The sequence below is a fragment of the Azomonas macrocytogenes genome, assembly GCF_014191985.1.
Lineage (GTDB): Bacteria > Pseudomonadota > Gammaproteobacteria > Pseudomonadales > Pseudomonadaceae > Azomonas > Azomonas macrocytogenes.
In genome coordinates this window covers 61,732-87,677 of sequence record NZ_JACHXI010000014.1, presented here as the reverse complement: position 1 = coordinate 87,677, position 25,946 = coordinate 61,732, and the positions used below count along the sequence as shown (strand labels likewise).

Below are 25,946 nucleotides of genomic sequence, written 5' to 3'. Positions count from 1 at the left end.
TTGCATCAGGAAACGGCTGGTACGGGAGTTTCCCGCAACGCCGCTAGCAAGGCCGGAGTTCCGGCACCGCGACAGGCCACAACATTCCCTACTCCCTTCTGGCGCGCCATGTCGGCGACGCGGGAGCTGGGTACGAAAAAGGTCAGTCGATTCAAAACCGGCCAAGTACTGGCCGCCAGCTCTTGTAGGTACTGCAAGCCTTGACCACTGCTAATTGCCAGGCCATTCAAGCGCTCGGCCTGGATGGTCTGCAAGAGTATGTCCGAAGGGTATTCGGGTAGGCGGCGGCGGTACAGGATCAGGGTATCGACCTGAACGCCACGTGCCCGCAAGGTATCGGCAAGCAACTCACGCCCGCCCTCGCCCTTAATCAGTAACACACGCGGGTCCGGTTGGGCCAGCGCTTCCGCCAAATGCGGCATTTCGAGCAGGGATTCACTGTCGTCGCCATCTTCCGGCCAGCAGACAGCGAGTCCATAGTCGGCCAGGATCGCGCCACTGGCCGAACCTGGCGTGAACCAGACCTGACGGTATGGCGGCTGCGGCCAGTAGCGATCCAGCAGCTCCAGGCCCAATCTTGCCGCCGGCTTGCTGATGGCAATCACCGCGGGATAGCGATCCAGCTCCATGATCAGGCTTCGCTGCTCCGGTGTTTCCACCAGCGGCTCGATGGCCAGCAGGGGCAGGCTACTGCTATGTATACCTTGCTCGGCAAGCATGCCGGCCAGCACTTTGCATTCATCGGCCGGACGCGTCAGCAGGAGGCGCCAACCGGTCATTCACCGGCTCCGGTGGCACTATAAACGGATTCGAGGATTTTTCCGGCCCCCTTGGCCAGCAGTTCTTCAGCCACGAGAATCCCCAAGGCTTCGGCATCCGCAGCTGGAGCGCGCCGCTCGGCACGCAGGAGAAGACTGCCATTCGGTTCGCCGACCAGTCCACGCAGCCAGAGCTGATCACCCTCCAGTTCGGCATAGCAAGCGATGGGTACCTGACAGCCACCGTTCAGACGTTTGTTCAACGCGCGTTCGGCGGTTACCCGCAGTGCTGTCCGGGGATCGTTCAAAGGAGCCAGCAGAGCGTGAATCGAGGTATCGGCACTCCGGCATTCAATACCTACCGCACCTTGACCACCAGCCGGCAAGCTGTCTTCTACCGCGACGCTGGAGCGGATGCGATCGGCAAACCCCAGGCGAATCAGACCGGCTGCGGCCAGGATGATGGCATCGTATTCACCGGCATCCAGTTTAGCCAGGCGGGTGTTCACGTTGCCGCGCAGGAAACGAATCTGCAGATCCGGTCGCCGGGCCAACAGTTGAGCCTGGCGACGGAGACTGGATGTGCCAATCACACTGCCGGGGGGCAAGGCAGCAAGACTGGCATGCTGATTGGACACAAAGGCATCGCGCGGATCTTCGCGCTCGCAGATGCAGTAAAGACCGAGTCCTGCCGGAAATTCCATGGGTACATCCTTCATGGAATGCACCGCGATATCGGCTTCGTTTTCCAGCAGGGCCGTCTCCAGTTCCTTGACGAACAGCCCCTTGCCGCCAATCTTCGCCAGCGGCGCATCAAGCAACTTGTCGCCACGGCTGACCATCGGCACCAGAGTCACCACAAGCCCTGCATGAGTCGCTTCCAGACGCGCCTTGACATATTCCGCCTGCCAAAGAGCCAGGGCACTTTTGCGGGTAGCGATACGAATCTCGCAGGTCATAGGAGAATTCCGGGAGCTGAATTGCCGCGCATGATAGCAGGGTCTTGCCTGGGCGGATTGGCAGGATCGAGGAAAGGTAACAGCTACGCGTCAAAGCAGCCCCTACGGTCGGAATCAATGCGCCACTATTGGCTGGAGCCGCGAACAGGGTAAGGATTCAAGGGTGCAGTCGTTCCAGCGCAGTCAAAGATTCTGCATCAGCTTGCGCACTCCCGGCACATGGCGGCGACTTACCGTGAGCCCCTCTTCCAGCCCTCTGAGATAGAGCTGGAAATGCCCAAGCGGAGTGCGTTGCAGTCGCTCGATTCGGTCGCGAACCACCAGCGCGTTGCGATGAATGCGGAAGAACCGGTCGCCAAATTCATCTTCCAGTGCCTTGAGCGGTTCATCCAGCAGAACCTCGCCACCTTCGTGGCGCAGAGTGACGTATTTGTGGTCGGCAATGAAATACAGCACCTTATCCAGCGGTATCAGCTCGATACCCTTGCGGGTACGGGCACTTATATGGGTACGCGGACCATTGCCGGCGATAGCAGTCGGACGGGTCAGCGCGGCCAGTTGCATCCGGTTGGGCCGCTCGGCGTTCTTGAGCGCTTCCTGCAGGTTTTCCTTGCGCACTGGTTTGACCACATAGCCAACCGCACTTTCCTGGAAAGCTTCCAGGGCGAATTCATCGCCTGCGGTACAGAACACCACTGCCGGCGACGTGTCGCGCTCGCAAAGTCTGGCCGCCACCTGTAATCCATCGAGGCCAGGCATGCAGATATCCAGCAAGACGATATCCGGGTGCATTTCATCGATCAGATCGAGCGCTTCTTCACCGTTGCTGGCAGCGGGCTCCAGAGAACGATAACCGTCGAGCTCACCTACCAGTCGGCTGAGGCGCTCGCGGGCCAGAGGTTCGTCATCGACAATCAGGACATTCATAGGTATCCGGCTTCCTGCGCTTGCTTCGCCGTCAGCGGCGAAAGCACAATTGAGTGGTGATCTTTGATCACCGTTCCAGGGTCAGACTCGGCAGCGAACCGAAAAGTGCCACTGATCGCACCGTCAGATTGAGCCATGTTCAATAATTTGACGGAACGAAACAGAACTAATTCCGCATCCACACGCCTGTTTTTCAGGGTATCCGGCAGCAGTAATGCGGTGCTGCGAACCATGCTGGCGAGCAGCTCACGACTTTTCCCTGGCACGACTCCGAACGTAGCGAGCCTGCTATCATTCGCACCCTTCCGTAGCCACGCACGATTCAAGCGAGCGCATTCATGAGCACCGACAAGACCAACCAGTCCTGGGGCGGCCGCTTCAGCGAGCCCGTCGACGCCTTCGTCGCCCGTTTCACTGCCTCCGTCGAGTTTGACAAGCGTCTCTATCGCCACGACATCATGGGCTCCATCGCCCATGCCGGCATGCTGGCGAAAGTCGGCGTGCTGAGCGAAGCCGAGCGCGACGCCATCACTGCCGGCCTGCAGGAAATCCAGAAGGAAATCGAAACCGGCAGTTTCGACTGGCGCGTCGAGTTGGAAGACGTGCACATGAACATCGAGGCACGGTTGACCGACCGCATCGGCATTACCGGCAAAAAATTGCACACCGGTCGTTCGCGTAACGACCAGGTAGCGACCGACATCCGCCTTTGGCTGCGCGACGAGATCGACACCATCCTTGGCGAGCTCACGCGCCTGCAACAGGGCCTGTTGGGGCTCGCTGAAGCGGAGGCCGACACCATCATGCCCGGCTTCACCCACTTGCAGACCGCTCAACCAGTGACCTTCGGTCACCACCTGCTGGCCTGGTTCGAGATGCTGTCCCGCGATTACGAGCGGCTGGTCGATTGCCGCCGGCGCGTCAACCGCATGCCCCTGGGCAGCGCTGCGCTGGCCGGCACCACCTACCCCATCGATCGCAGCATCACCTGCGCGCTGCTGGGTTTCGACGCCGTTTCCGGCAACTCCCTGGATGGGGTGTCCGACCGCGATTTCGCCATTGAATTCTGCGCGGCTGCTTCGCTGGCGATGATGCACCTCTCGCGCTTTTCCGAAGAGCTGGTGCTATGGACCAGCGCGCAGTTCCAGTTCATAGAACTGCCCGATCGCTTCTGCACCGGCTCCTCCATCATGCCGCAGAAGAAAAATCCCGATGTGCCCGAGCTGGTACGCGGCAAAAGCGGTCGGGTATTCGGTGCCCTGACCGGCCTGCTGACCCTGATGAAGGGCCAGCCGCTGGCCTACAACAAGGACAACCAGGAAGACAAGGAACCGCTGTTCGACGCAGTCGACACCTTGCGCGACTCACTACGCGCCTTCGCCGACATGGCCCCGGCGATCAAACCGCGACGCGACATCATGCGTGAAGCGGCCCGCCGCGGCTTTTCCACCGCCACTGACCTGGCCGATTACCTGGTACGCAAGGGCCTACCCTTCCGCGACTGCCACGAGATCGTCGGCCATGCAGTGAAATATGGCGTCGAATCCGGCAAGGATCTGGCCGAAATGAGCCTGGACGAACTGCGCCGCTTCAGCGACCAGATTGGCGAGGATGTATTCGCCGTGCTGACGCTGGAAGGCTCGGTCAATGCCCGCGATCATATCGGCGGCACTGCGCCAAGCCAGGTACGGGCGGCAGTCGTCCGTGGTCGCGAGTTGCTGGCCGGGCGCCAGAAAAACCGCTGAAGACTAAAGGCTTGCACGGGTGGAAACTGGACGAAAAGTGCTTCTTCTCCAGCCGCCACCCGTGCTGTCCATTGAATACCCTATAACCAGTCCTTGTACTTGAACAAGACGTAGGAAAGCAGCGCCGAAAACACCATCATTCCCAGCGCCAATGGGTAGCCGAAACTCCAGTCCAGCTCCGGCATGATCTTGAAGTTCATGCCATATACCGTACCGACCAGGGTCGGCGGCAGGAACAGTACGGCGGCAATGGAGAACACCTTGATAATGCTGTTCTGCTCGATATTGATCAGCCCCAGGGTAGCATCGAGCAGGAAGGTGATCTGCCCGGACATCTTGGCCTGGTATTCGCCAAGCGAGCGCAAGTCACGCTCCACGGCCTTCAACCAGTTGCGTGCCGGCTCGCTGATCCGGTCGCGGGCACCTTGGCGCAAGTAGGTAATCAACCGGGAGAAACTGAGCAGGCTGTCGTCCAGCTTGGCCAGCAGTGAATTATGTCGCCCCAGGTATTTGATCACTTGCTGCATATCGGCTTTTTCCTGCTTGGCCTGCACCGCTGCGTTACCGAAAATCTGCCGGGACAGGCCATCGAGTTGCGCTTGCAGATCCTCCAGCACGTCGGCGATGCGATCGACAAAGCCATCTATCAGCGAGGCAAGAATCATGTCGCAGGTCCGATGTCGCTCCGGCTGACGAGCGATCTTGCCGGGGAAAGTACGGAAGGTCGAAGTTTCCGTATAGCGCACAGTGACCAGGCGATCCTTGTTGAACACGAAGAACACATCGTTGACTTCGGGCCGCTGTTCGCCAATGCCGCTGACCACGACCGGCGTCATATACAGCGTGCCGTCGTTCTCATAGAAACGCGATGAGTCCTCGATTTCAGTCATTTCCTCGCGCGTCGGAATATCCACACCGAGGGCTGCCTCGACGAAGCGCTCCTCTTCCTGGCTCGGCTGTAACATATCGATCCACAGCACTTTTGGCGGCAGGCTTTGCAGGTTGTCGGCGACCTGTCGCTGCAAGACTTTGTCGTCGATCCGGTAATAAATGATCATTTATCGATTACTGCCTCTAACTAAACGCTACGCTGCTGTCGTTCGCAAAACCGCCAAGCCGAAGCTTCGGCAGGACGAAATCAACACGGCAGACTGCCACCGATTCGGGAAAAGTAAAGATGCAAGAGCATGACGAACGGGACGAGGATGAAGGCTTTGCCGAAGCGGCCTTGATCCAGGCCATCGAGAACCAGCTGGAATCCGGGGATCCAGCCACGGCCCAGGCCGTCTACAACAAACTGACCCTGGTCGGCCACGAACGGGAAGATACCTTGCGCTTGATGGCCCTGGTCCTGGCCTGGGAAATCCGCCAGATGATGCGCGAACAGCGTCCGTTCGACCGCGAGCGTTATGAGCAAGCCCTGCGCGCCCTGCCGGAACTGCCAGAGGATGATGACAAAAGCGATCTGGCAGAAATGCCGGATCAATAGCGCATGTCGATGCCGATCCGGGTCACGGCTTCACTGCCCACCCTGAATTCGCTTTCCTCGAACGTCGGCGGGCCGATGATCTCGGGATTCTTCGACAACCCGTAGCCTTCGGTCGGGAACATGCCGAGACGGCGGTTGAGTTCGCCGTTACCATCCTCGTCATGGTAGGCCATGATGGCATAGGTTCCGGGCTTGAGATCGGAGAACTCGACCTTGACCGTCCCCGGCCTGGCTGATACCTGCTTGACCTGGAAGGCCTGGACTTCCTTGCGGAAGGTTTTGGGATCGACATACAGCCCGACCCGCAGACTGCCACGCTCGTGCTGCACGCCTCTGAGTTCCACCTCCAGCGTCTGCGCTAAAGCGTTGCCAGCGACCAGCAGGGCAAACAAAGCGATCATTCTCGGCAATCTCGCCACAGGAACCTCCTTCATGAATGGGTTTGGCGCAACAAGACCCTGAAAGAGTGGTTAGTCGCCCGGCTTGCGTCAACGAATTATCGGCATTTACATCCGGGCTAGAGTACTTGCACAGATCGTCGACGGAACCAGCCGGTAAGCGACAGGCGCTCCTGGGTAGTCGGCAGGACCTCATGAAGCATGTCGCCGGACATGAAGACCACCAGACTGCCGCTCAACGGTGGGATATCCAGGGTTTCATCGTTCTCCAGATACATGCGCATGCTGCCACCGTACTCGGGCTGCCAGGCGTGATTGAGATAAGCCACGGCAGTTACAGTGCGGCTGTCATCGTCGCGAAAGCGATCCAGATGGGGCTTGTAGAAGGCACCGGGTGGATAGAAGGCGAAATGGCACTCGAATTCATCCAGCCCGAGGAAAAATTCCCGGTTCAACGCCTGACGCAAGGACTCCATCGATTCGAGATAGCGGTCGCCGACAGCCGACTGGCCAAGCTCCAGCCACTGGATGAAGTCGCCCCGGATACCTTCGCGTACGGCCAGCGCGTCGGCTCGTCCGACCCCGGCCGGCGCCAGATCTCCACGCGCTTCCCGCTTGCGGCATTCGGTTGCCAGGGCATGGGCCAGGTCGTCGCAAAGAAAGTGTTCCTGCAACGACCAGCCGTGCTCAGCCAGATCGTCGATGATGGATTGGAAGGGCACGGGTCGAAACTCCGCCAAGAGGTAAGCAAGTCTAGAGCCTGGTGCAGGGCTTTTCACCTGGCCACACACGAAATTCGTAAAAATTCGGCTCGCCGCAGGCTGCGCAACCACCAATAGTGGACGCGAACGGCACGTAGCGGTTTCGTCGTTGATCGGCAGCCGGCAAACAAGCCCGAACAATGGCAGCGGCATAGCTCGACAAGAGGCCCAAGGCCGTCAAGAATAGTCTGGCCCGCTATTCAGGAGCAGCCATGCGTGCCGTCCTTGCTTGCCTACTGTTGACCTTCGCGTTCCCCAGCGTTGCCGATACCTACCAGAAACTCTACGAAACTGCCGGCTGGAGCGACCAGCGGGCCAATTTCCAGGATGCCCTGGAACAAGCCCAGCAACGCTACAAGGCCACACTTCCCACGGCACTGTTTCAGGTACTGCAGCAAAACAGCAGCCAACGCTTCGCGCCACAGGCCGTCGACAGCCGCGCAGTGACATCCCTGCGCTCGAACCTGAAGAACCCTCACCCGGCGCTCGACTTCTACCAGTCCGTGCTGGGCCGCAAGATCGTGGCCGCCGAAGTGCATGCCTCGCAGCGTGGGCAATTGGCCAAGTATGCCAATGGCTTGCCACGGATCGAGGCCGGCAGTAACCGCCAACTGCTGATTCGTCATCTGGCCCAGGCCCTGCCAGCCAGCGCAGCCGGTGCGGAAGTCAGCCTGGCCCTGGCCGGTGTCGCAGCCGATAGCCTGAGCCAGATGATGCCCGGCCTGTTGTCTGGAGGGCAGGCCTTGAGCCTCCTGGATAGCCAGCGCCAGCGTCTGATCCAGCAAATCGACGCAGACATGGACAACACCCTGCTGCACATCTACCGCAACCTGTCCGATGCCGAACTGGAGCAATACCTGACCTTCGCCCAGTCCGATGTAGGCCAGACCTATTACCAGGCCGCCCTCCAGGCCATACGCGCGGGCCTGGCGGTCGGCAAGGGAGCGGGTGAACTGCAATCGCAAGGAGGGATTTGAAGCGCTGCCCACCGCTCGGAGTCAGTGATGATGCTGATGAGAGGGGCCAGGTGAGGCGGTGGCATCCAACAGGCGTTCAAGATCGGCATTATCGAGCGCAACCCCGAAAAAGCGCGCGTAGAAATCACGAGTAGCGCTTTGCACCTCGAAGGGAAAGCGCTCCGGATAAAGCGCGTGAGCAAGCCACTGAATCCCCAGAGCGCGCATAAAGGATGGTGGTCGATCCAGCCAGTTGAGCGGACTCTGCGGTACCCGCAGGACTTGTCCGTCGCGTACCGCACGCACCCGGCGCCAGGGGCCATGCTCATCGAGACGGGAGAGAAAACCGGCATCCTGAACCAGAATCACCTCGGGATCGTAGGCCAATACTTGTTCCAGGCTCACTTTTTCCATGCCCACATAGGAGCTAGGCGTGCAGCGGTGTACGTTATAGCCACCGGCGAGATCGATGGGCTCGACGTGGAAGGAGCCATGGCATTCAGTCGCCAGGCCATCCACGCCCTCGGCGTAGTAAACACGCTTGCGCTCAGCCTGCGGAACATCTGCCACCGCCTGGCCGACCCGGGTCAGGGCATCGGTAATGACTGCACCCAGCTCGGCAGCCCGCGGCTGGCGGCCCAGCAGTCGCCCGACGAACTCGAACGCCGCCGGCCAGTCGGTGAGCGTATCGAGCCGCACGAACAGAACCGGCACCCCCACCTGCTCGAAAAAACGGATCGTCTCGTCGATACTGGCCACTGGAACGGCGGCTCCAGCCCAGGACAGGGCGATATCCGGACGCAGTTCCAGGATAGCCTCGGGCTGCATGCGCCGACCGTGGCCAAGTATTCCGCCAACGACAGGCAAGGCGGGCAACCGAGCTCCGACGAAGCGCTCGTCGCCAGGCAAGAAAGGCATATTCAGCCCCACCACGTGCTCCGGCGCCAGCGCATAAAGCAGCGCCGTGACCGGTGGTGCGGCACCGATTACCCGGTCGATACGTTCGGGTACCTCGACAGTACGCCCGAGCATATCGGTCACTGGCCGGGCCATGGCCTCCAAGGTGGTCAGTGACAAGGCCAGGCCGATCCCCAATGCCAACCAGGTCCGCTGGCGGGCCACAGAGCCATTCTGCAGGTTGCATAATCGGCGGGATACGGAACCCCATGGCAGGCGCCACGAACGCCACGAACAATGAAGAAGGGTCACTCAGCCTCCAAAACCTCTGACAGTCCTTGAAAATACCTACCACCTGACAGCTCACGCCGACTTACGGCAGGCTCCATTGATTGCATCTAATAAATCACTACGCTGCGTCCGCCGGAAACCCGCAGCACCTCCACATCCACCCGGTACAAGCGCCGGATTCGTTCCGGCGTCAGCACTTTGTCCGGCACATCATCGACCTCGATGCGCCCTTGATGCAGAACTGCCACGCGGCTGGCACAGGCCAGGGCGTGATCGGGATGATGGGTTGTCTTGAGGATGCCGTAGCCATCTGCGGCAAGGCGTTCGAGATGCCGGAGCAGGCGTATCTGATGACCAAAATCGAGGCCGCTTACAGGCTCATCCATGATCAAAAGGCGTGCTCCTTGCGCCAGGGCACGGGCGATCAGGGTGAGCTGGCGTTCGCCACCGGACAACTCGGTATAGGGCCGTTCGGCCAAGGCCCCGATCCCGAGTTGGTCGATCGCGCTTTCCACCGCATCAAGATCGGTTGCGCCCGCAGCCCCGAACGGCCCCTGGTAAGGTAGCCGTCCCAGGGTAACGACCTCACGTACACTAAAAGGAAACGGGGCGACATGGGCTTGGGGAACATAGGCCAGACGACAGGCCAGACGCTGCCGCGACAAACTGGCCAGTGGCGCACCATCCAGACTGACCTGACCAGCACAAGGTCGTAGCAAGCCGAGCAGACAGCGCAGCAACGTCGTCTTGCCGGCACCGTTGACGCCCAGCAAGGCGAGAATATCGCCAGATGCCAGGCTCAGGTCGATGCCATCCAGCACAGTGCGTCCGGCCCGCTCGAAGCGCAGTCCACAGGCACGCAGTACTCCCGGCTCCATCGACATCAGTTCCATCCCCGGCGCACACGGCGTAACACCAGCAGGAATACCGGAATGCCCAGCAATTCGGTGACAATACCGATAGGGATTTCACTATCGGCCAGGCTGCGAGCCAGCAGGTCGGCCATCAGCAGAAAGCTTGCCCCCAGCAATGTCGAGACCGGCAGCAACCGGCTATGGCCGGGCCCGCAAAGCAGCCTCGCGACATGCGGTACGATCAAGCCAACCCAGCCAATCATGCCGGCCAGCGAGACCGTCAGCGCACCAAGCAAGGTAGCGCAACCGATCACCCCATAGCGCACCAAAGCAACCGGCACGCCCAGCGTACGCGCCTCATCATCCCCCATTGCCAAGGCATCCAGCCAGCGACCAGAGGCACACAACGCGACAATCGCTGCCCCCATGGGAATCGCTGCCCAGAGGACCTCGCGGATCTCCACCGACGCCAGGCTACCCATCAGCCAGAGGGTGATTGCCGGTAATTCATTGTAGGGATCGGCGACATATTTCACCGTCGACAGCAGTGCTGCAAACAGAGCGCCAGAAACAATTCCGCCGAGCACCAGCATGATCAACGATCCCTGACCGAAGGCATGGGCAATCGCCAACGCCAGTCCGACAGCCACCAACCCACATGCAAAGGCCACTAGCTGGATCAGCAACCAGTTACCGCCCAGCAACATACCAAGCGCCGCACCGAAGGCCGAACCGGAAAGCACCCCCAGCAGGTTGGGTGATACCAGCGGATTGCGGAATACCCCCTGAAAGGCCGCCCCGGATACCGCCAGGGCTGCCCCCAGCAAAAGAGCAGCAAGTACGCGCGGAAGACGTATTTCGACCAGCAGGTTGTACATCAAATCGAATTGAGCCGGCTCCAGTTGCGACCAGCCGATGAGGCCAGCGGAAAATCGCAAAATATCCAGGATACTGACCGGATAGCGCCCTGTTCCGAGGGCAACCAGGGTGATGACAACCACCAACAGGATGAGTAACGGGAGCAATATCGACGCAGCAGGACGCCGTTTAGAAGCCGAACACGGAGAAACGGGACGGCTCATTTGGAAACACCTGTCAGGAACGGAGACGACATTGGGCAGCCTCGGTCAGCCCTCCTTCCCAGGATGTTTACCAAGGCTCTACATGGATAAGGCATTCAACCGTCCGATACTCACACAATGATCGGAAAGCAATGCACTCATCGCGTGAATACCTGCGCAGGACGAAGCCTTTCGCCACCGACACCTGTACGGGACAATCCCTGTTTGAGCATTATCGAGCTTCTTTTCCCTGCGTCCCGCCTTCGTCCTGACCTTCATCTTCCAGATCGAATTGCACGCCGTCCACCGAGATACTACGAATATTGGCGGAAAAACTTCCAGCGTCGTTGAAATGGATGTGCTCGTCGACCGGCGGAGCCAGAGGCATGCCAGAAGATGCGACCTTCAGTGTCGCGGCCGAGGTTTTGGCCAGCTCCTGTTGGTAGCGGTCACGGATACGCGTAGCCTCGCTGAGGGCCTGTACTGCGCGATTCTGCTGGCGAGTGACTGGTACCGCAGCCTGGGCAGCGGTGTGCTGGGCGGAGGCTTGAGCAGCGGCTTGTTGAGCCGCAGCCTGGGCAGCGGCCTGTTGTTGTGCAGCCGCCTCGGCAGCCACTTGGGCGGCAACCTGCTGGGCTGCAGCTTCAGCAGCGGCCTGTTGCGCAGCTGCTTCGGCCGCCGCTTGAGCGGATGTCTGATTGGCTACCGATTGTCCGATGGGGCCATTCTGATACTGCTGCACATTGGCAAACTGCTCGGCGGTCAACCCCTGGGAACCTCTATGCAGCTGTTCAGGAGTCAAGCCAAGGGCATCGGCAACCGGGGTGGCACTACCACTACTTGACCATCCCTCGCCGTGGTGGGAGCTATGGTCAGGAACGACGCCTTCGCCACGGCCGATGAAACTGATGCCACTGGTTTCTATATTCCAGTAATTATTGATGGAAAACGCAATATCCAGACTATTCGTATAGCCCGAGAAACCACCCAGGGCGACTGTACTACCCGAAACGGCACTTACCCGACCGGAAGAGGCGGAACGAGCAATGGTCCCATTGCTATACCCGACGAAGCCACCAGCCGCTCCCGTATTACGCCACTCCACGTTGAACGGATTGCCTTCTGGCAAAAGCGGAGGAGAAACCCGGTCGTCCAGCGTGACATTGCCGGTGGCATAACTGCGGTAGATGGCCCCGGTGCTGGAAATCTGGCCGACGAACCCACCGAGATACCAGCCGCCCTGGACATTTCCAGTCGCGTAGGAGCTGGTAATGGTGTCGCCATCGAAACTTCCGACAAATCCCCCGGCCGACATCATCAATCCGTTGCGCAACGTGAACATGCCGGGATCGGCCGTTACCGTCACGTTGCCAGCGGCATAATCGTTAGCCAGGCGGGCACTACCTGCAATCCATCCGCCAAAACCGCCGGAATAGAGATAGTTATGGCTGGCCACCTCGACCCTGGCATAGCTGTTTTGCGCAAGCCCCTGGATACGACCTGCCATCCCCCCTACATAGCCACTTTCCATGGGGGCCTGGGTAGCGTTGATATGACCGGCGGCGAATACATTCTTCAGGATTCCATCCGCAGTTCCGACCAGCGCTCCAATGCTGTTATAGCCGGCATCCGCCACCTGGATATCCACCCCCGTCAACCCCAGGTTCACCAGCGAAGGCCCGCTGATCTGATAGCTTCTCCAGTTGCTGCCGGCATATTGGGTGCTGCCAAGCGTACGAAACAAGCCATTAGTAGTGGATTTCAGATTGGCAATAACATGGCCAAACCCGTTGAAATGGCCGTTGAAGACCCCGCCACTGGCCAGTGGCGTCCAGTTTCCAACCTGGCTGAGATTGATATCACGTCCCAGGATATAGTTTCCCTGCATACCGACCGCCTGCAACTCACTGGCAGTATTGATTACTTTGTATGCCTGTACTTGGCCCGGCTGTCCCAGGGTGACCGTACCGCGGCTGTCGAAATCGATGCGGCCTTTAAAGCGATCGTTGTGCTGCCCCATCGCATCTGTATCGAAAGCCATATTGATGCCGTAGAGGCGCTCGTCGAACTGCGGATCCACCAGGGCCCGGTAGCCATCGTAGTCGGAAACGGCAGTCCTGACGGACTGGCCCCAGGTGGCCAGGAAACTGGCATCGCCAGTGGCCGTCAGAATTGCGTTGATGTTGATATCCTGACTGGAATGCAGCCCGAAAGTATGGGCAGACCAGTTGACCGGAGCATTCACCTCAAGGTTGCCACTGCCGGCGGTCAGATCCACCGAAAGCTGGGCCAGGGCGGTGTTCAGCGCTATCGCATCCAGTGTCGAACTGCCATCGCCGATACTGAACGGACCACTACTGCTCAATGCCAGCAGACCATCCTGGTGACCCCCGGCCCCGCTTGCCAGCAAGCGGGTAGTCGGCGCGATGCCAAAACGTCCGGCCTGGGCCGTGATACGCCCGGCGCTGCCGGTAGTAGAAGAAACATCCAGGGTTCCATCGAGGGTTGTCGTACCACCATGGGCATCGATACGCACCTCTCCCAGCAAATCGTCGATACTTTGCGCCTGAATAAGCCCGGTATTGTTCACTTGGGCCGTCAGCAAATCATCCGCCGCCTGGGCAGTCAGGATCACTGTACCGCCGTCGGCGTAGATGGCCTTGCGGTTTTCTACCAAGGCATCCAGAACCCCTTGCTCAATATCGAGGCCCAACAGCGAATTCCCGTCGAAACGCAGATTGATTCGCTCTCCACTGGCCAATGCCACCGTCCCCCAGGTGGCTGTCACCACACCCTGGTTGGAGACCTGGCTGCCCAGCAGGGCGACATACCCTCCCACGCCAGTGGTCAGGCTGCCCTGGTTGACCACACTGCCTCTGGTGCCATTGGCTTTGAACCGATAGGTGCCGGCATTGAAATCCTGATCGCTGAGATCCAGCGTGCTACCCACCAAGCCAGCGGTATTGACTCGCGAACCATGGCCGAACAACACACCATTGGAATTGATCAGAAACACTTGGCCATTGGCGTTCAGCGCACCGTCGATCACGCTCTTCTCACTACCGATGACCCGGTTGAGGGTGATTGAGGAGCTATCCGGCTGCTTGAAATTGACCGTCTCGGAAGGAGCGACACCGAAACTCTGCCAGTTGATGGTCGCCTTGGCAGTGGCTTGATCGACAGTGGTGACCGCGCCTGACTGACTGATCACTGCTGCGCCGCTGGAAACTCCGCCGTTACCAATCACTGGAGCAGCCAGCGGCAAGCGGGGCAAGGCCCAGAACGCAGCCGAGATGACCAGACACAATCCAGAGCGAGCCATCAATTGATCGTCTCACTACAGAAAGGCAAAGGCAGGGTCTGATACAACGAGCACCGCTGGGGCAAAGAACGAGCCATGGTATTCCCTTACTCCTCAAGAATTTCGGTCAAGCAGAGCAGCAACCCGTCAGGCAAAAAACGGACCATAGACCGGTATAACAAGGCATCAGAGCTGAAACCCCAGATAAATCAATATAGCTATCTACATATAATAAATATTTGATTTATCGATGGAAGACAGCGGAACAGCACTATCACTAACAATATATTCATATAAATAGAATCGTCACATGGCAGAAGCCCCCATACAAAGCGAGTCACCTACCCAGACAAACACGGAACACTCAGCCATAAATCAATAAAAACACCTTAAAACAACAATATAAATATAAAAATACGTCAAAAACCGATCACTGTCCCTGTCTGTAAAAGCCCCATTTGGCCGCCCGAACCATACCCTGTTTTGTTTGCGACATTTTTGTATGCATAGCTACATAATGTAGTAAATGTACCGCTCTGTACGACCTATCCGGATCGACGTCGGAAACCCCCGAAAAACATATAAATCAAAATACATAATAAATTGCGAGGCATTAACCCTGATTAGTGGCTGATAGCCACGGCCACGTTAAACATGGCTTTCTTTTTGCTTAAGGCTGACGCCATTGATTCAACATGGCTGGAATGCTCTCTGACCGAACCAGTGCATTCCAGTACTCCTTAGTGGATGAGGAAAGAAGCATGCCTTGCTTGCCAGCGAACACAGCAACCCCAGACGACCACAGCCCCGTTATAGGCGGCCATGCACTCACCCAGGGTCGTCCCCTGATATCTCTCCAGAAGATATCAGGCAGACGTTAAGTATCGGCTTACTCCATGCGCCTGAGTGCCGGTATCCATGCAGTTGAGCGTGGTGGAAAACCATGCCGGTGAAGTGCTGACACAACTTTCTATCTTGGCTGAGGCTAACTAGCGGTGAGCGAGCAATTCAGGCTATTTGTGTGGAATATGACCTGTCGGGGAGTATTGGTCATATCAGCCCTGTCCATTGGCTATTTCTCTTCCAGAAACGCCCTTGCCCAGGCCCTGCCTGATTACGACATTTCCGATGCCATTCGCGATTCGGCCCCCCCCAAGGCACCCCTGCCGCAGGAAGCGCCCAAACCACAGATCATCCAGCAGGAAGAACTACCGTTCACCTTGCCTGAAGGCCGCAAGCTCTTCGTCAGGGATTTTCGGTTGGAAGGCGCTGAATTCGTAGACGAGGCCGAACTCCTGGCGCTGTTGGCCCCCTATCGAAACAGGGACTTGTCCATGGCCGAAATCGTCGAGGCGGCCAATCAAATCACGCTCTACTACCGCAACCATGGCTATCTGGTGGCAAGAGCCTATGTACCAAGGCAAAACGCATCGGATGGCGTGCTATCGATCCGCGTGATCGTAGGCAAATACGGCAAGTTTCAGTTGAACAACCAATCCTTGGTGAATGACCGCGTACTGTACGCCATCCTCGATCAGGCCAGGGAGTCATCCGCCCTGACTCGCGACAGCCTCGAACGCGCCATGCTGTTGATCTACGACCTGCCTGGAGCCGAGATGCCCACCGTAACCATCGCCCCCGGCGAAGATTTCGGAACATCCGACTTCGACGTGAACGTCGAATCCTCCAAGCGCCTTAATGGCTATCTGCTGTATGACAATCATGGCTCGCGCTATACGGGCAAGAACAGGATGAGCTTTGGCCTGGATATCGCTTCGCCACTCGGCTGGGGTGACAGCCTGTCCATCAGCGGCATGAGCTCGGAACGGAAATCACAGGGACTGGAAAGCGGACGGCTCGCTTACTCCTTTCCACTCTCGTCCAATGGTCTGCGGGCAACATTGGCAGCGTCACGGACGAGTTATGAGCTCGGCGAAGAATATTCCGACCTGGACGCCTCGGGTATTTCCGAAATCTTCGAAGCGACGCTTTCTTACCCACTGATCAGGACGCGTCAAAAGAGCCTTTATCTGTCGCTGAACCTAGCCAGAAAAAGCCTGCGCGACGAAATCAAGCAGTTGGACACCTCGACCTCCAGGAATATCAAAGTGACACGACTGGGCCTGCAGCAGGACAGTTTCACCAACCTGCTGGGCTTCAATATCGTCACCACGGTATCCGGCGGAGTCAGTTTCGGTCGACTGGATATCGACAATCGTGAGGATCGCGCCTTCAACAGGGCGGGTGTCGATACGTTGGGGGAGTTCTCCAAGCTCAACCTGTCCTGGTACGGCAGCATGGCCTTTACCAACGCATTGACAGGACTCGCTTCCCTGACCCTGCAGAAATCGCTCAGCGGTAACCTGGATGGCAGCGAGCAAATGAGCATCTCCGGGACCTCGGGAGTCAAGTCATATCCCGAAGGGATCAGCGCAGACAGCGGCTACCTGTTCAATGGCGAATTGCGCCATGCATTGCCGGGCCTGCTGGGTATCGAGCATTCGCTCGGAGTGTTCTTCGATATCGGCAGGGTTTATCAGGAAAACGCTGGCTACACCACCGAACACAACGGAACAAAGCTGAAGGATGCCGGGCTCAGCTACAACCTCGGCTCCAAATACCTGTTCGGCAGAATGATGCTGGCCCACACCCTGGGAGCACAGGAAAACATCAGCGAGCGTAAGTCACAGAGTCGGCTGCTGGCGCAATTCGGTCTGCGCTTCTGAGTAACAGGCCAAAACCAAGGATGAAAGCCCTCGACCGGCACCACGCAAAAGGACCATGCGGATGAACGGACATCTTTCCATACGAACGGACGCTCTCTTCCTACGCGACGATATCGGAAGCCACTGTGGAAACCGACCGATATTCAACACTGATTCAACCAATGCCCATGGGCAACAGTAGGGTCGGGATATGCCTGAGTTTTCTCCTGTCCATGACCATGCATATAGGCCCAGCATTCATCTTGCTGTCCAACGACTCCAGGCCGCCCACACCACCGGAGCGAGACAAACTGGTCATAGAAATCCAGGGATTGATTACGGAACGGCAACTCGAACAGATCTCGCCGGGAGCAAAACCAGCCAGCGCGGCCGTACAACCCTCCGCTCGACCTTCACAACCGCCACAGGGAACCAGCGAGACACCAGAGGTAAAACCAGATCCCCCGCTAGCGCGAGGAAAAGCCAGGCCAGTGAAGCCAGCCGAGCAAAAACCCCCACCAAAGATTGTTCACTCGCCGAAACGCTTCCCCGACAAATTGCTGGAAAAATCCGCGCAGGCGACACCCTCATCCACGGCAGCCAAAGCCGCTGCCAGCACTGGGGGTGGCCCCTTGCAACAGCAACAAACAATCAGCCACGAGCAACGGGAAACGAATCTCATCAAGGAATACCTGAGGAATATCAGGCGAGTTGTACAGGGCAACCTTATCTACCCCCCCGAGGCCAGGAGAGGCGGAGCCGAAGGCATACCCATCATCAGTTTCAGCCTCGGGGCAGATGGTGCCATTCAGCATGGCTCGCTGCGCATAGCAAGGAGCAGCGGCCATCCAGCGCTGGATGCGAGCGCTCTAAAGGCTGCCTCGGCCAGCATGCCCTTCGCTCGTCCACCCAGGCCAATGGACGTTTCCATAGCCATATCGTTCGGCAACAGGGGCAACTGATCCAGTTTCCAGGAGTGGCGTTCAATAGCGCTCTCCTGCCTATCTTCCATGCTGACCAGAAGTCTGTTTCCTGCGGACCCACACGGCCTGTTACCGCTCCCTGCAACCTGAGGCTTGCCCGGATCTTTTCCCTTTCGGCATCTACCGGGCTCCCCTTGCAACCACGAAAACCTTCACTTCCCCGTAACCTGCAAGCCACTACCGGTGGCTCGAAAAGGAGAAAGCGTTATGGCGTTTCGATATGACGGCCCCAATACCGTTGCCCAAAACCTTCACCCGACCATGTCGGTTTCCCCCATCACCATCAGAGGATCCATTCACGGAAGCCTTCTACCTGCAGGAACCAGCGAGTTCTACGTGGCTCACTGGGATGGCCAGACCCTGCAAAGCCCGGCTGGGGTTACCCCGGATTTGTTATTGGTCACCGATGCCAGCAATATTCCCGATGCAGCCTTGCTCGGTAGCCGAGTGCTGGCATTCGAAAACGCCTACACCCCCCAGGCGCAGATCGACTGGAGCATTTCGTACCCTGATCAGGTGGTCAACTATCACGCTGGTGGAATCGTGGTGGGCAGCCTCGGCAATGACACCATTACCCTGTGGGGCAATGGCGACAGCATGGTGGAAGGAGGCGAAGGCAATGACATCATCCATACCGGAACTGGCAACGACATCATTGCATCAGGCAAAGGCAACGACATCATCGATGCCGGCGCCGGTATCGATACCGTTCGGCTTAGCGGCGCGATCACTGACTACAGCCACCAAGTAAGCGATGGTCACTTGCAGTTCACCAATACGGCTACCTCTGCCGTCACTACGTTGTCGAACGTCGAGATCGTCGGCTTCGGCTCCCAGAGCATAGTGATTGTCGATAACCAGAACGACGGCAACGCCATGCGTCTGTACGAAGCGCTGCTCGATCGTGCACCGGACGCGGCTGGCGCCCTGTACTGGCTCGATCAGCTCGACCAGGGGGCCAACCCTCTGGATATCGCCAACGGTTTTCTGAATTCGCAGGAATTCCAGGCAGCCAATACCGATGCCAGCAATACACAGTTCGTCGGTTCCCTCTACGAGAAAGCCCTGCACAGAACAGTTGATGCCGACGGCGCGGCTTACTGGGAAGGCCAGTTGACCAACGGCATCTCCCGCGCCGATGTCGCGTTAGCTTTCGTTTCATCCGACGAAGCGGTTGAAAAATCCCAGAACGTTATCGTTCTGAACCCTGGAACGACCGAACCTTCCACCGACATCACCGTCGTTGGCCAGGTGCCGGAAGATCACTCAGGCCATACTATGGGCTAGTATCCGGGTGTTCATCTGGTTCACCCACCGAGCTATCCCGGCCGGAAGGCCGAGGGTAGTTCTCAATCATTCCCCATACCCTCATAGCCTCTATCCCACCACTCTCTCCCGCAGAAAATCGAAATACACCTTGCGCAGTTCCTGGCTCTCGTTGACCAAGTGATGCCGGGCGGTGGGCAAGCGAAGGATTTCCGGTTTCACAAATTTCTCTTCCAACACCGGCAGGTTGTACTGCCAGTCTACCGTCGTATCCTGCTCGCCCTGCACGATCAGCGGCGCTTGGCGCGAACAACCGGGAGCAGCTTCTATGCGTTGAATCCAGCGATCCAGCGCACCGACCCAGGCAACGGGCAGGATATTCGCCTGCAACATGTCGCGCTTTTGGATGAACTCAAGGAAATCCGAGTCACTGGAGTTGGCACTGAAGCGTCGCGGAATCTGCGTGACGAACGGTCGGACCAGCCGATAGATGAGCGCTGAGCGCACCCAGGCCTGCGGCCGGATCAGCGGCGCAAGCAACATACTCTGGCCCAGTGCCGGGTCTTCCGGCTGATGCAACAGGTAATCCAGCAGGATCGCCCCACCGGTGCTTTGCCCCAGCAAGTGCCAGGGCTGCGGAAGATCGAGTCGATGAGCCTCATTGAGCAATGCGTTCAGCACATGCTGGTATTCGTCGAACTCGTTGATGCTTGCCCGTGGCCCACTGGAAAGACCATGCCCCGGTAAATCACAGGCAATCACGGCCAGGCCCAGTTCCAGCCCCCAATCCACCACATGTCGATACAGCCCCATGTGGTCATAGTAACCATGCAGGAAAACCAGCGTACCCTTCGGCTCCGGCGGCCACCAGCACTGTACGACAATCTCGTAATCCTTGACCTGCACGCGTCCCAGGCGGCTCTGGATTTTCGAACGATGCGGCAGGTCCAGGCCATAGAAAGCCTGGTAGTAACGTCCTTCATGGGAAAGCCCGACAGACTCATCGAGCATTCCCAAACTGGCGCGAAGCTGATCGGGCTGAAGCGTTCCAGGCAGGACTAGATCGGACATGCATATTTCTCCGTGACCTGCCGATTATTCTTTCCTCAGACCCAGCGTGGCAAGCCAACACGCTTCGCAGTGATGGTCGACCTGCGCCGCAGCCTGGCAACCCGCAAATGCTATCCAGCCACTTTGGCTTTCTTCACGAAATGCACTGCTGCACCGAGCCATAAGCCCGTGACACGATTCAAAGCTGGATATTTCCCGCCGCGGGTCAGAACGATGCATTTTCCAGCTCAGAGAGCAAAAAGCCCCGCCAGATCACTCCAGCAGGGCTTTTGTCTTACCTTACCGCTCGCTCAGCGCATCAAATCTTGCTGCTGCGCTCGTAGCGCTTGCGGTCGTTCTCGTTGAGGTACTTCTTGCGCAAGCGGATGGACTTTGGCGTCACTTCCACCAACTCGTCATCGTCGATGAATTCCAGCGCCTGCTCCAGGGTGAACCTGATCGGCGGAACCAGTTGGATGGTCTCGTCCTTGCCGGAAGCGCGCATGTTGTCGAGCTTCTTGCCTTTGGTGGGGTTGATCACCAGATCGTTGTCGCGGCTGTTGATGCCGGCCAGTTGGCCTTCGTAGATCTCATCGCCTGGAGCGAGGAACAGCTTGCCACGGTCCTGCAGGGTTTCCAGCGAGTAGGATAGCGCCTTGCCGGTGGCCATGGAGACCAGCACCCCGTTCTGGCGGTGAGTTACCTCGCCGGACTTAATCGGCCCGTAGTGGCTGAAGGTACTGGTGAGGATGCCGCTGCCGGAAGTCATGGTGAGGAACGAGTTGCGAAAGCCGATCAGGCCACGTGCCGGAATGACGTATTCGAGGCGCAGGCGGCCCTTGCCATCCGGCACCATGTTGCTCAATTCACCCTTGCGCAGGCCCATCTGCTCCATCACCGGACCCTGATGGACTTCCTCGATATCGATGGTGACGTTTTCATAGGGCTCCTGTTTCTCGCCGTCGACTTCCTTGATAACCACTTCCGGACGGGAAATAGCCAGCTCAAAGCCTTCGCGGCGCATGTTTTCGATCAGCACCGACAGGTGCAGCTCGCCACGGCCGGAAACCTTGAACTTGTCGGCATCATCACCCTGTACGACACGCAGCGCGACGTTGTGCAGCAGCTCTTTCTCCAGACGCTCCTTGATGTTGCGGCTGGTAACGAATTTGCCTTCCTTGCCGCAGAACGGCGAGTCGTTGACCTGGAAGGTCATGCTCACGGTCGGCTCATCCACCGACAACGGCGGTAATGCCTCGACGTTCAAAGGATCGCACAGGGTGTCGGAAATGAACAATTGATCGAAGCCGCTGATGCAAATGATATCGCCAGCCTGGGCTTCCGGCACTTCAACGCGTTGCAGGCCCGAGTGGCCCATGATCTTGAGAATTCGGCCATTGCGTTTGCTGCCATCGGCGCTGACAGCGACGACCGGGGTGTTGGCCTTGATCTTGCCGCGAGCGATGCGGCCGATGCCGATCACGCCGAGGAAGCTGTTGTAGTCCAGCTGGGAAATCTGCATCTGGAACGGGCCTTCGATATCGACAGCCGGGGCCGGTACATGATCGACAATAGCCTGGAACAGCGGGTCCATGTTCTCGGCCATGTTTTCCGGATCGTCACCGGCGATACCGTTCAGGGCACTGGCATAGATGATCGGGAAGTCCAACTGCTCTTCAGTTGCCCCGAGGTTGTCGAACAGGTCGAAGATCTGGTCGATGACCCAGTCCGGGCGAGCACCGGGACGGTCGATCTTGTTGACCACGACGATCGGACGCAGGCCGGCCTTGAATGCCTTCTGGGTCACGAAACGGGTCTGCGGCATGGGGCCGTCCTGGGCGTCGACCAAGAGCAGCACGGAATCGACCATGCTCATCACGCGCTCTACCTCGCCGCCGAAATCGGCGTGTCCGGGGGTATCGACGATGTTGATGTCGTAGCCATTCCATTTGATGGCGGTGTTCTTCGCCAGGATGGTAATGCCACGTTCGCGCTCCTGGTCGTTGGAATCCATGACGCGCTCGCCTTCGGCCTCCTTGCGGTCAAGGGTGCCGGACAGCTTGAGCAGCTTGTCCACGAGAGTGGTCTTGCCATGGTCGACGTGGGCGATGATGGCGATGTTGCGAAGATTCTCGATCACAATGTTATCTCTAAGAAAAAAGCTTCAGACTGCAGGCTTCACGCTGCAGGCGGTTTGTGCAAACGGCGTTGACAGGCCATCGGGAGGGCGCAATTGCTGCGGCTCGATGAGGTTGCGGATCAAGGTATCTTCGATCATGGCCTGTCGCCTGCGGCCTCGGGTCGATAGACCCGCACGTTCACATGCCCCTCATGCAACAGATGATGAGCATGCAGACGGCTCATGACACCTTTGTCGCAATACAGAAGATATTGACGAGAGGCGTCCAGATCCTTGAAACGATTGTTGATGGCATAGAACGGCAACGCCTGGACCTCGATGCCAGGTAACTCCAGCGGCTCATCCTCGCTGGCGTCCGGGTGACGAATATCCAGCACAATCTGCCCTGCCAGAGCCTGATCGACTTCCTCGACCTTGAGATCACGGCCCATTTCATCGATCACCTGATCGATGGAAACCTGCCGCGCATTGGCCAGTGCCTGTTCGAGCACGTGCATATCGAAACGCTCTTCCTCGTGCCCGATGCGTCCACGGCGGGCCCTGGTCGTAGGATTGACTGAAATCACTCCGCAGTACTCCGGCATGTGCCGGGCGAACGCGGCAGTACCGATGCTCTCGGCAGTATCGATGATGTCCTGCTTGTGCGTCGCAATCAGCGGGCGCAGCACCAGCATGTCGGTGGCCGCGTCGATCACACCGAGGTTGGGCAAGGTCTGACTGGACACCTGAGAAATCGCCTCGCCGGTCACCAAGGCATCGATATGCAGGCGCTCGGCGATACGCGTGGCGGCGCGCAACATCATGCGCTTGAGGACTACGCCCATCTGGCTATCGTCGACGTTTTTCAGGATCTCGCCAACCACCTCTTCGAACGGCACGCTGATGAACAGTACTCGATGCGAGCTACCGTATTTCTTCCAGAGATAATGGGCGACTTCCATCACACCCAGCTCGTGGGCGCGACCACCGAGATTGAAGAAGCAGAAATGTGTGAGCAGGCCTCGGCGCATCATCTGCCAGGCGGCCACGGTGGAATCGAACCCACCGGACATCAGCACCAGCGTCTGCTCCAGCGCTCCTAGCGGATAGCCGCCAATCCCCTTGTGCTGGGCATGGATCACGAACAGACGCTGGTCGCGAATCTCGATCCGCACCTCGACGTCCGGTTGCTTCAGTGAAATGCCTGCTGCCCCGCATTCCTGGCGCAGCCGGCTACCGACATAGCGCTCCACGTCCATGGAGCCGAACGGATGTTTGCCGGCCCGCTTGCAGCGCACGGCGAAGATCCTACCGGGCAACCGCTCGCCGAAGTGCAGCCGGCACTTCTCCAGGATATCGTCGAAATCCCCCAGCGGGTATTCATGCACTTCGAGAAAGTGTGCGATCCCAGGCGTGCAGGCCAATCGCTCGATCATCTCGTGCAATACCTTGGGATCATCGACTGAAGTGTCCAGCTCCAGATTGTCCCATTCACCTTCGGTACGCAGTCCGGGATCAAGGTCATGCAGCACATTGCGAATGTTTCTGGCCAATTGACGGATAAAGCGCTTGCGCACCGGCCGACTCTTGATGGTGATTTCCGGAAAAACCTTGACGATCAGTTTCATGGGCGCGATTTCATGGGTACAACGAGCCGGCAAGCAGCTGCAATGATCATGGGCAAAGTGGCGGATTATAACGAAAATCGACATCCATTGATCGGTTTAACATTTGAATACAGCTTGTTTACCGGCACTTGCGCATAAACCAGCAAAAGCCTCGAACAAGTGCATATAATTGACGCTTTATGCCCAAAAGCTGCTCATCCGATTACTGTAACCCAGCACTATAGTGGGCTGCTGGCACAAGATTTGCTCTCTTGTGAGGCGGTTTGCCAGGGCTGATTATTGTCGATCCGGTTTGATTCATCTTTCGGATGCACTGCCAGCAACCTCTATAATATTGGAGAACACGATGTCGAAGTCGCTTCAATTGATCCAGGAACATGACGTGAAATGGATCGATCTTCGCTTTACCGATACCAAAGGCAAACAGCAGCACGTAACCATTCCAGCCCGTGAAGCTCAGGATGAAGACTTCTTCAACGACGGCAAGATGTTCGATGGTTCTTCCATCGCCGGCTGGAAAGGCATCGAAGCCTCCGACATGATCCTGAAACCGGACGACAGCACTGCAGTGCTGGACCCGTTCACTGAAGAACCGACCCTGATCCTGGTCTGTGACATCATCGAACCGGCCACCATGCAGCCTTACGAGCGTGATCCTCGCAGCATCGCCCGCGCTGCCGAGCAATACCTGAAGTCCACCGGCATCGGTGACACTGCATTCTTCGGACCGGAACCCGAGTTCTTCATCTTCGACGAAGTGAAATTCAAGTCCGACATCTCCGGTTCGATGTTCAAGATCTACTCCGAGCAGGCTTCCTGGAACACCGACGCCGACTTCGAAAGCGGCAACAAGGGCCACCGTCCCGGCGTGAAGGGTGGCTACTTCCCCGTTCCGCCGGTCGACCACGACCACGAAATCCGTACCGCCATGTGCAACGCACTGGAAGAGTTCGGCCTGAAAGTCGAAGTTCACCACCACGAAGTGGCGACCGCCGGCCAGAACGAAATCGGGGTGAGCTTCAACACGCTGGTTGCCAAGGCCGACGAAGTCCAGACCCTGAAGTACTGCGTGCACAACGTGGCCGATGCCTACGGCAAGACCGCGACCTTCATGCCCAAGCCGCTGTATGGCGACAACGGCTCGGGCATGCACGTGCACATGTCCATCTCCAAGGATGGCAAGAACACCTTCGCTGGCGAAGGCTATGCCGGCCTGTCCGAAGAGGCGCTGTTCTTCATCGGCGGTATCATCAAGCACGGCAAGGCACTGAACGCCCTGACCAACCCGTCCACCAACTCCTACAAGCGCCTGGTTCCGGGCTTCGAAGCACCGGTCATGCTGGCCTACTCTGCTCGCAACCGCTCGGCCTCGATCCGTATCCCCTACGTCAACAGCCCGAAAGCCCGGCGTATCGAAGCGCGCTTCCCGGACCCAGCGGCCAACCCCTACCTGGCTTTCGCGGCTTTGCTGATGGCCGGCCTGGATGGTATCCAGAACAAGATCCATCCCGGCGAAGCTGCCAGCAAGGATCTGTACCATCTGCCGCCGGAAGAATCCAAGCAGATCCCGCAGGTCTGCGGCAGCCTGAAGGAAGCCCTGGAAGCGCTGGATGCCGATCGCGAGTTCCTGACCAAAGGCGGCGTATTCACTAACGAGTTTCTCGACGCCTATGTCGAGCTGAAAGCCGCAGAAGAGATCAAAGTACGCACCTTTGTACATCCGCTGGAGTACGATCTGTACTACAGCGTCTGATCAGGCTCTTACACAAACCCGCGCCGAACTGCATGCTCGGCGCGG

21 protein-coding genes and 1 pseudogene are annotated in these 25,946 nt (G+C 58.2%); 7 read left to right on the top strand and 15 right to left on the bottom strand.

Annotated features, from left to right (window positions below; genetic code table 11):
• Positions 1 to 5: 5 nt before the first annotated feature.
• The 4 genes from FHR87_RS13325 to FHR87_RS13310 form a co-directional block, all read right to left on the bottom strand.
• Positions 6 to 779 (bottom strand): uroporphyrinogen-III synthase, encoded by a 774-nt coding sequence (locus FHR87_RS13325; RefSeq protein WP_183167216.1) that lies wholly within the window; start codon positions 777 to 779, stop codon positions 6 to 8.
• On the bottom strand, positions 776 to 1,717 hold the full coding sequence (gene hemC / locus FHR87_RS13320; RefSeq protein WP_183167215.1) for a hydroxymethylbilane synthase: 942 nt from the start codon (positions 1,715 to 1,717) through the stop codon (positions 776 to 778). Before hemC ends, FHR87_RS13325 begins: the two co-directional genes overlap by 4 nt.
• A 183-nt stretch (positions 1,718 to 1,900) precedes the next feature.
• The gene (locus FHR87_RS13315) at positions 1,901 to 2,644 is read right to left on the bottom strand and encodes a LytR/AlgR family response regulator transcription factor (RefSeq protein WP_183167214.1); all 744 of its coding nucleotides are present in this window, start codon (positions 2,642 to 2,644) and stop codon (positions 1,901 to 1,903) included.
• Positions 2,641 to 2,877, bottom strand: coding sequence for a hypothetical protein (locus FHR87_RS13310; RefSeq protein ID WP_183167213.1), 237 nt, complete (start codon positions 2,875 to 2,877; stop codon positions 2,641 to 2,643). The genes FHR87_RS13315 and FHR87_RS13310 overlap by 4 nt, the downstream gene beginning before the upstream one ends.
• 105 nt (positions 2,878 to 2,982) lie before the next feature.
• Here FHR87_RS13310 and argH point away from each other — a divergent pair, with 105 nt between their 5' ends.
• The gene (gene argH, locus FHR87_RS13305; RefSeq protein ID WP_183167212.1) at positions 2,983 to 4,389 is read left to right on the top strand and encodes an argininosuccinate lyase; all 1,407 of its coding nucleotides are present in this window, start codon (positions 2,983 to 2,985) and stop codon (positions 4,387 to 4,389) included.
• A gap of 80 nt (positions 4,390 to 4,469) precedes the next feature.
• On the opposite strand, the gene FHR87_RS13300 is transcribed toward argH, so the two are convergent.
• Complete coding sequence (locus tag FHR87_RS13300) at positions 4,470 to 5,447, bottom strand: magnesium transporter CorA family protein (RefSeq protein ID WP_183167211.1); 978 nt, start codon at positions 5,445 to 5,447, stop codon at positions 4,470 to 4,472.
• A 119-nt stretch (positions 5,448 to 5,566) separates the two neighbouring features.
• Between FHR87_RS13300 and FHR87_RS13295 the strand changes: the two genes are divergently transcribed.
• The gene (locus FHR87_RS13295) at positions 5,567 to 5,878 is read left to right on the top strand and encodes a hypothetical protein (RefSeq protein ID WP_183167210.1); all 312 of its coding nucleotides are present in this window, start codon (positions 5,567 to 5,569) and stop codon (positions 5,876 to 5,878) included.
• On the opposite strand, the gene FHR87_RS13290 is transcribed toward FHR87_RS13295, so the two are convergent.
• Both FHR87_RS13290 and FHR87_RS13285 read right to left on the bottom strand, forming a co-directional pair.
• Positions 5,872 to 6,297 carry a DUF2141 domain-containing protein gene (locus FHR87_RS13290; RefSeq protein ID WP_338021253.1) on the bottom strand — a complete coding sequence of 142 codons (426 nt, stop codon included), beginning with the start codon at positions 6,295 to 6,297 and terminating at the stop codon, positions 5,872 to 5,874. The two genes, FHR87_RS13295 and FHR87_RS13290, sit on opposite strands and share 7 nt — an antisense overlap.
• A gap of 98 nt (positions 6,298 to 6,395) precedes the next feature.
• A complete protein-coding gene (locus tag FHR87_RS13285; protein ID WP_183167209.1) occupies positions 6,396 to 6,998 on the bottom strand; it encodes a 2OG-Fe(II) oxygenase in 603 nt (200 codons plus the stop codon).
• Between the two features lie 251 nt (positions 6,999 to 7,249).
• On the opposite strand from FHR87_RS13285, the gene FHR87_RS13280 reads away from it, so the two are divergent.
• Positions 7,250 to 8,014 carry a DUF2059 domain-containing protein gene (locus FHR87_RS13280; protein ID WP_183167208.1) on the top strand — a complete coding sequence of 255 codons (765 nt, stop codon included), beginning with the start codon at positions 7,250 to 7,252 and terminating at the stop codon, positions 8,012 to 8,014.
• Between the two features lie 21 nt (positions 8,015 to 8,035).
• Here the strand turns inward: FHR87_RS13280 and FHR87_RS13275 are convergent, their stop codons facing one another.
• The 4 genes from FHR87_RS13275 to FHR87_RS13260 form a co-directional block, all read right to left on the bottom strand.
• Positions 8,036 to 9,202 carry an ABC transporter substrate-binding protein gene (locus tag FHR87_RS13275; protein ID WP_183167207.1) on the bottom strand — a complete coding sequence of 389 codons (1,167 nt, stop codon included), beginning with the start codon at positions 9,200 to 9,202 and terminating at the stop codon, positions 8,036 to 8,038.
• A gap of 86 nt (positions 9,203 to 9,288) precedes the next feature.
• A complete protein-coding gene (locus tag FHR87_RS13270; RefSeq protein WP_183167206.1) occupies positions 9,289 to 10,065 on the bottom strand; it encodes an ABC transporter ATP-binding protein in 777 nt (258 codons plus the stop codon).
• Positions 10,065 to 11,117: a FecCD family ABC transporter permease gene (locus FHR87_RS13265; RefSeq protein WP_183167205.1), complete on the bottom strand. Its 1,053-nt coding sequence runs from the start codon at positions 11,115 to 11,117 to the stop codon at positions 10,065 to 10,067. The genes FHR87_RS13270 and FHR87_RS13265 overlap by 1 nt, the downstream gene beginning before the upstream one ends.
• 211 nt (positions 11,118 to 11,328) lie before the next feature.
• A complete protein-coding gene (locus tag FHR87_RS13260) occupies positions 11,329 to 14,418 on the bottom strand; it encodes a two-partner secretion domain-containing protein (protein WP_183167204.1) in 3,090 nt (1,029 codons plus the stop codon).
• A gap of 1,007 nt (positions 14,419 to 15,425) precedes the next feature.
• Between FHR87_RS13260 and FHR87_RS13255 the strand changes: the two genes are divergently transcribed.
• The 3 genes from FHR87_RS13255 (at position 15,426) to FHR87_RS13245 (ending at position 19,372) form a co-directional block, all read left to right on the top strand.
• A complete protein-coding gene (locus tag FHR87_RS13255) occupies positions 15,426 to 17,123 on the top strand; it encodes a ShlB/FhaC/HecB family hemolysin secretion/activation protein (protein ID WP_183167203.1) in 1,698 nt (565 codons plus the stop codon).
• A 212-nt stretch (positions 17,124 to 17,335) separates the two neighbouring features.
• Positions 17,336 to 18,064, top strand: coding sequence for an energy transducer TonB (locus tag FHR87_RS13250; RefSeq protein ID WP_221189840.1), 729 nt, complete (start codon positions 17,336 to 17,338; stop codon positions 18,062 to 18,064).
• Positions 18,065 to 18,292: 228 nt separating this feature from the next.
• A complete protein-coding gene (locus FHR87_RS13245) occupies positions 18,293 to 19,372 on the top strand; it encodes a DUF4214 domain-containing protein (RefSeq protein WP_183167201.1) in 1,080 nt (359 codons plus the stop codon).
• Positions 19,373 to 19,462: 90 nt separating this feature from the next.
• Here the strand turns inward: FHR87_RS13245 and bipL are convergent, their stop codons facing one another.
• The 4 genes and pseudogenes from bipL to thiI form a co-directional block, all read right to left on the bottom strand.
• A complete protein-coding gene (gene bipL, locus FHR87_RS13240) occupies positions 19,463 to 20,407 on the bottom strand; it encodes a phospholipase BipL (RefSeq protein ID WP_183167239.1) in 945 nt (314 codons plus the stop codon).
• A gap of 128 nt (positions 20,408 to 20,535) precedes the next feature.
• Positions 20,536 to 20,637: pseudogene (locus FHR87_RS19265) on the bottom strand (type 1 glutamine amidotransferase domain-containing protein); the annotation flags it as partial.
• Positions 20,638 to 20,720: 83 nt separating this feature from the next.
• Positions 20,721 to 22,541 (bottom strand): translational GTPase TypA, encoded by a 1,821-nt coding sequence (gene typA, locus FHR87_RS13230; protein ID WP_183167200.1) that lies wholly within the window; start codon positions 22,539 to 22,541, stop codon positions 20,721 to 20,723.
• Between the two features lie 134 nt (positions 22,542 to 22,675).
• Positions 22,676 to 24,148 carry a tRNA uracil 4-sulfurtransferase ThiI gene (gene thiI / locus FHR87_RS13225; RefSeq protein ID WP_183167199.1) on the bottom strand — a complete coding sequence of 491 codons (1,473 nt, stop codon included), beginning with the start codon at positions 24,146 to 24,148 and terminating at the stop codon, positions 22,676 to 22,678.
• A gap of 346 nt (positions 24,149 to 24,494) precedes the next feature.
• Between thiI and glnA the strand changes: the two genes are divergently transcribed.
• On the top strand, positions 24,495 to 25,901 hold the full coding sequence (glnA, locus tag FHR87_RS13220) for a glutamate--ammonia ligase (protein WP_183167198.1): 1,407 nt from the start codon (positions 24,495 to 24,497) through the stop codon (positions 25,899 to 25,901).
• Positions 25,902 to 25,946: the final 45 nt, after the last annotated feature.

Coding starts and splice junctions, on each gene's coding strand:
- hemC (WP_183167215.1), bottom strand. CDS start 1,717: ATGACCTGCGAGATTCGTATCGCTACCCGCAAAAGTGCCCTGGCTCTT.
- FHR87_RS13295 (WP_183167210.1), top strand. CDS start 5,567: ATGCAAGAGCATGACGAACGGGACGAGGATGAAGGCTTTGCCGAAGCG.
- FHR87_RS13260 (WP_183167204.1), bottom strand. CDS start 14,418: ATGGCTCGCTCTGGATTGTGTCTGGTCATCTCGGCTGCGTTCTGGGCC.
- FHR87_RS13250 (WP_221189840.1), top strand. CDS start 17,336: ATGACCATGCATATAGGCCCAGCATTCATCTTGCTGTCCAACGACTCC.
- argH (WP_183167212.1), top strand. CDS start 2,983: ATGAGCACCGACAAGACCAACCAGTCCTGGGGCGGCCGCTTCAGCGAG.
- FHR87_RS13325 (WP_183167216.1), bottom strand. CDS start 779: ATGACCGGTTGGCGCCTCCTGCTGACGCGTCCGGCCGATGAATGCAAA.
- glnA (WP_183167198.1), top strand. CDS start 24,495: ATGTCGAAGTCGCTTCAATTGATCCAGGAACATGACGTGAAATGGATC.
- FHR87_RS13300 (WP_183167211.1), bottom strand. CDS start 5,447: ATGATCATTTATTACCGGATCGACGACAAAGTCTTGCAGCGACAGGTC.
- FHR87_RS13265 (WP_183167205.1), bottom strand. CDS start 11,117: ATGAGCCGTCCCGTTTCTCCGTGTTCGGCTTCTAAACGGCGTCCTGCT.
- thiI (WP_183167199.1), bottom strand. CDS start 24,148: ATGAAACTGATCGTCAAGGTTTTTCCGGAAATCACCATCAAGAGTCGG.
- FHR87_RS13255 (WP_183167203.1), top strand. CDS start 15,426: ATGACCTGTCGGGGAGTATTGGTCATATCAGCCCTGTCCATTGGCTAT.
- FHR87_RS13310 (WP_183167213.1), bottom strand. CDS start 2,877: ATGGTTCGCAGCACCGCATTACTGCTGCCGGATACCCTGAAAAACAGG.
- FHR87_RS13270 (WP_183167206.1), bottom strand. CDS start 10,065: ATGTCGATGGAGCCGGGAGTACTGCGTGCCTGTGGACTGCGCTTCGAG.
- FHR87_RS13315 (WP_183167214.1), bottom strand. CDS start 2,644: ATGAATGTCCTGATTGTCGATGACGAACCTCTGGCCCGCGAGCGCCTC.
- FHR87_RS13245 (WP_183167201.1), top strand. CDS start 18,293: ATGGCGTTTCGATATGACGGCCCCAATACCGTTGCCCAAAACCTTCAC.
- FHR87_RS13280 (WP_183167208.1), top strand. CDS start 7,250: ATGCGTGCCGTCCTTGCTTGCCTACTGTTGACCTTCGCGTTCCCCAGC.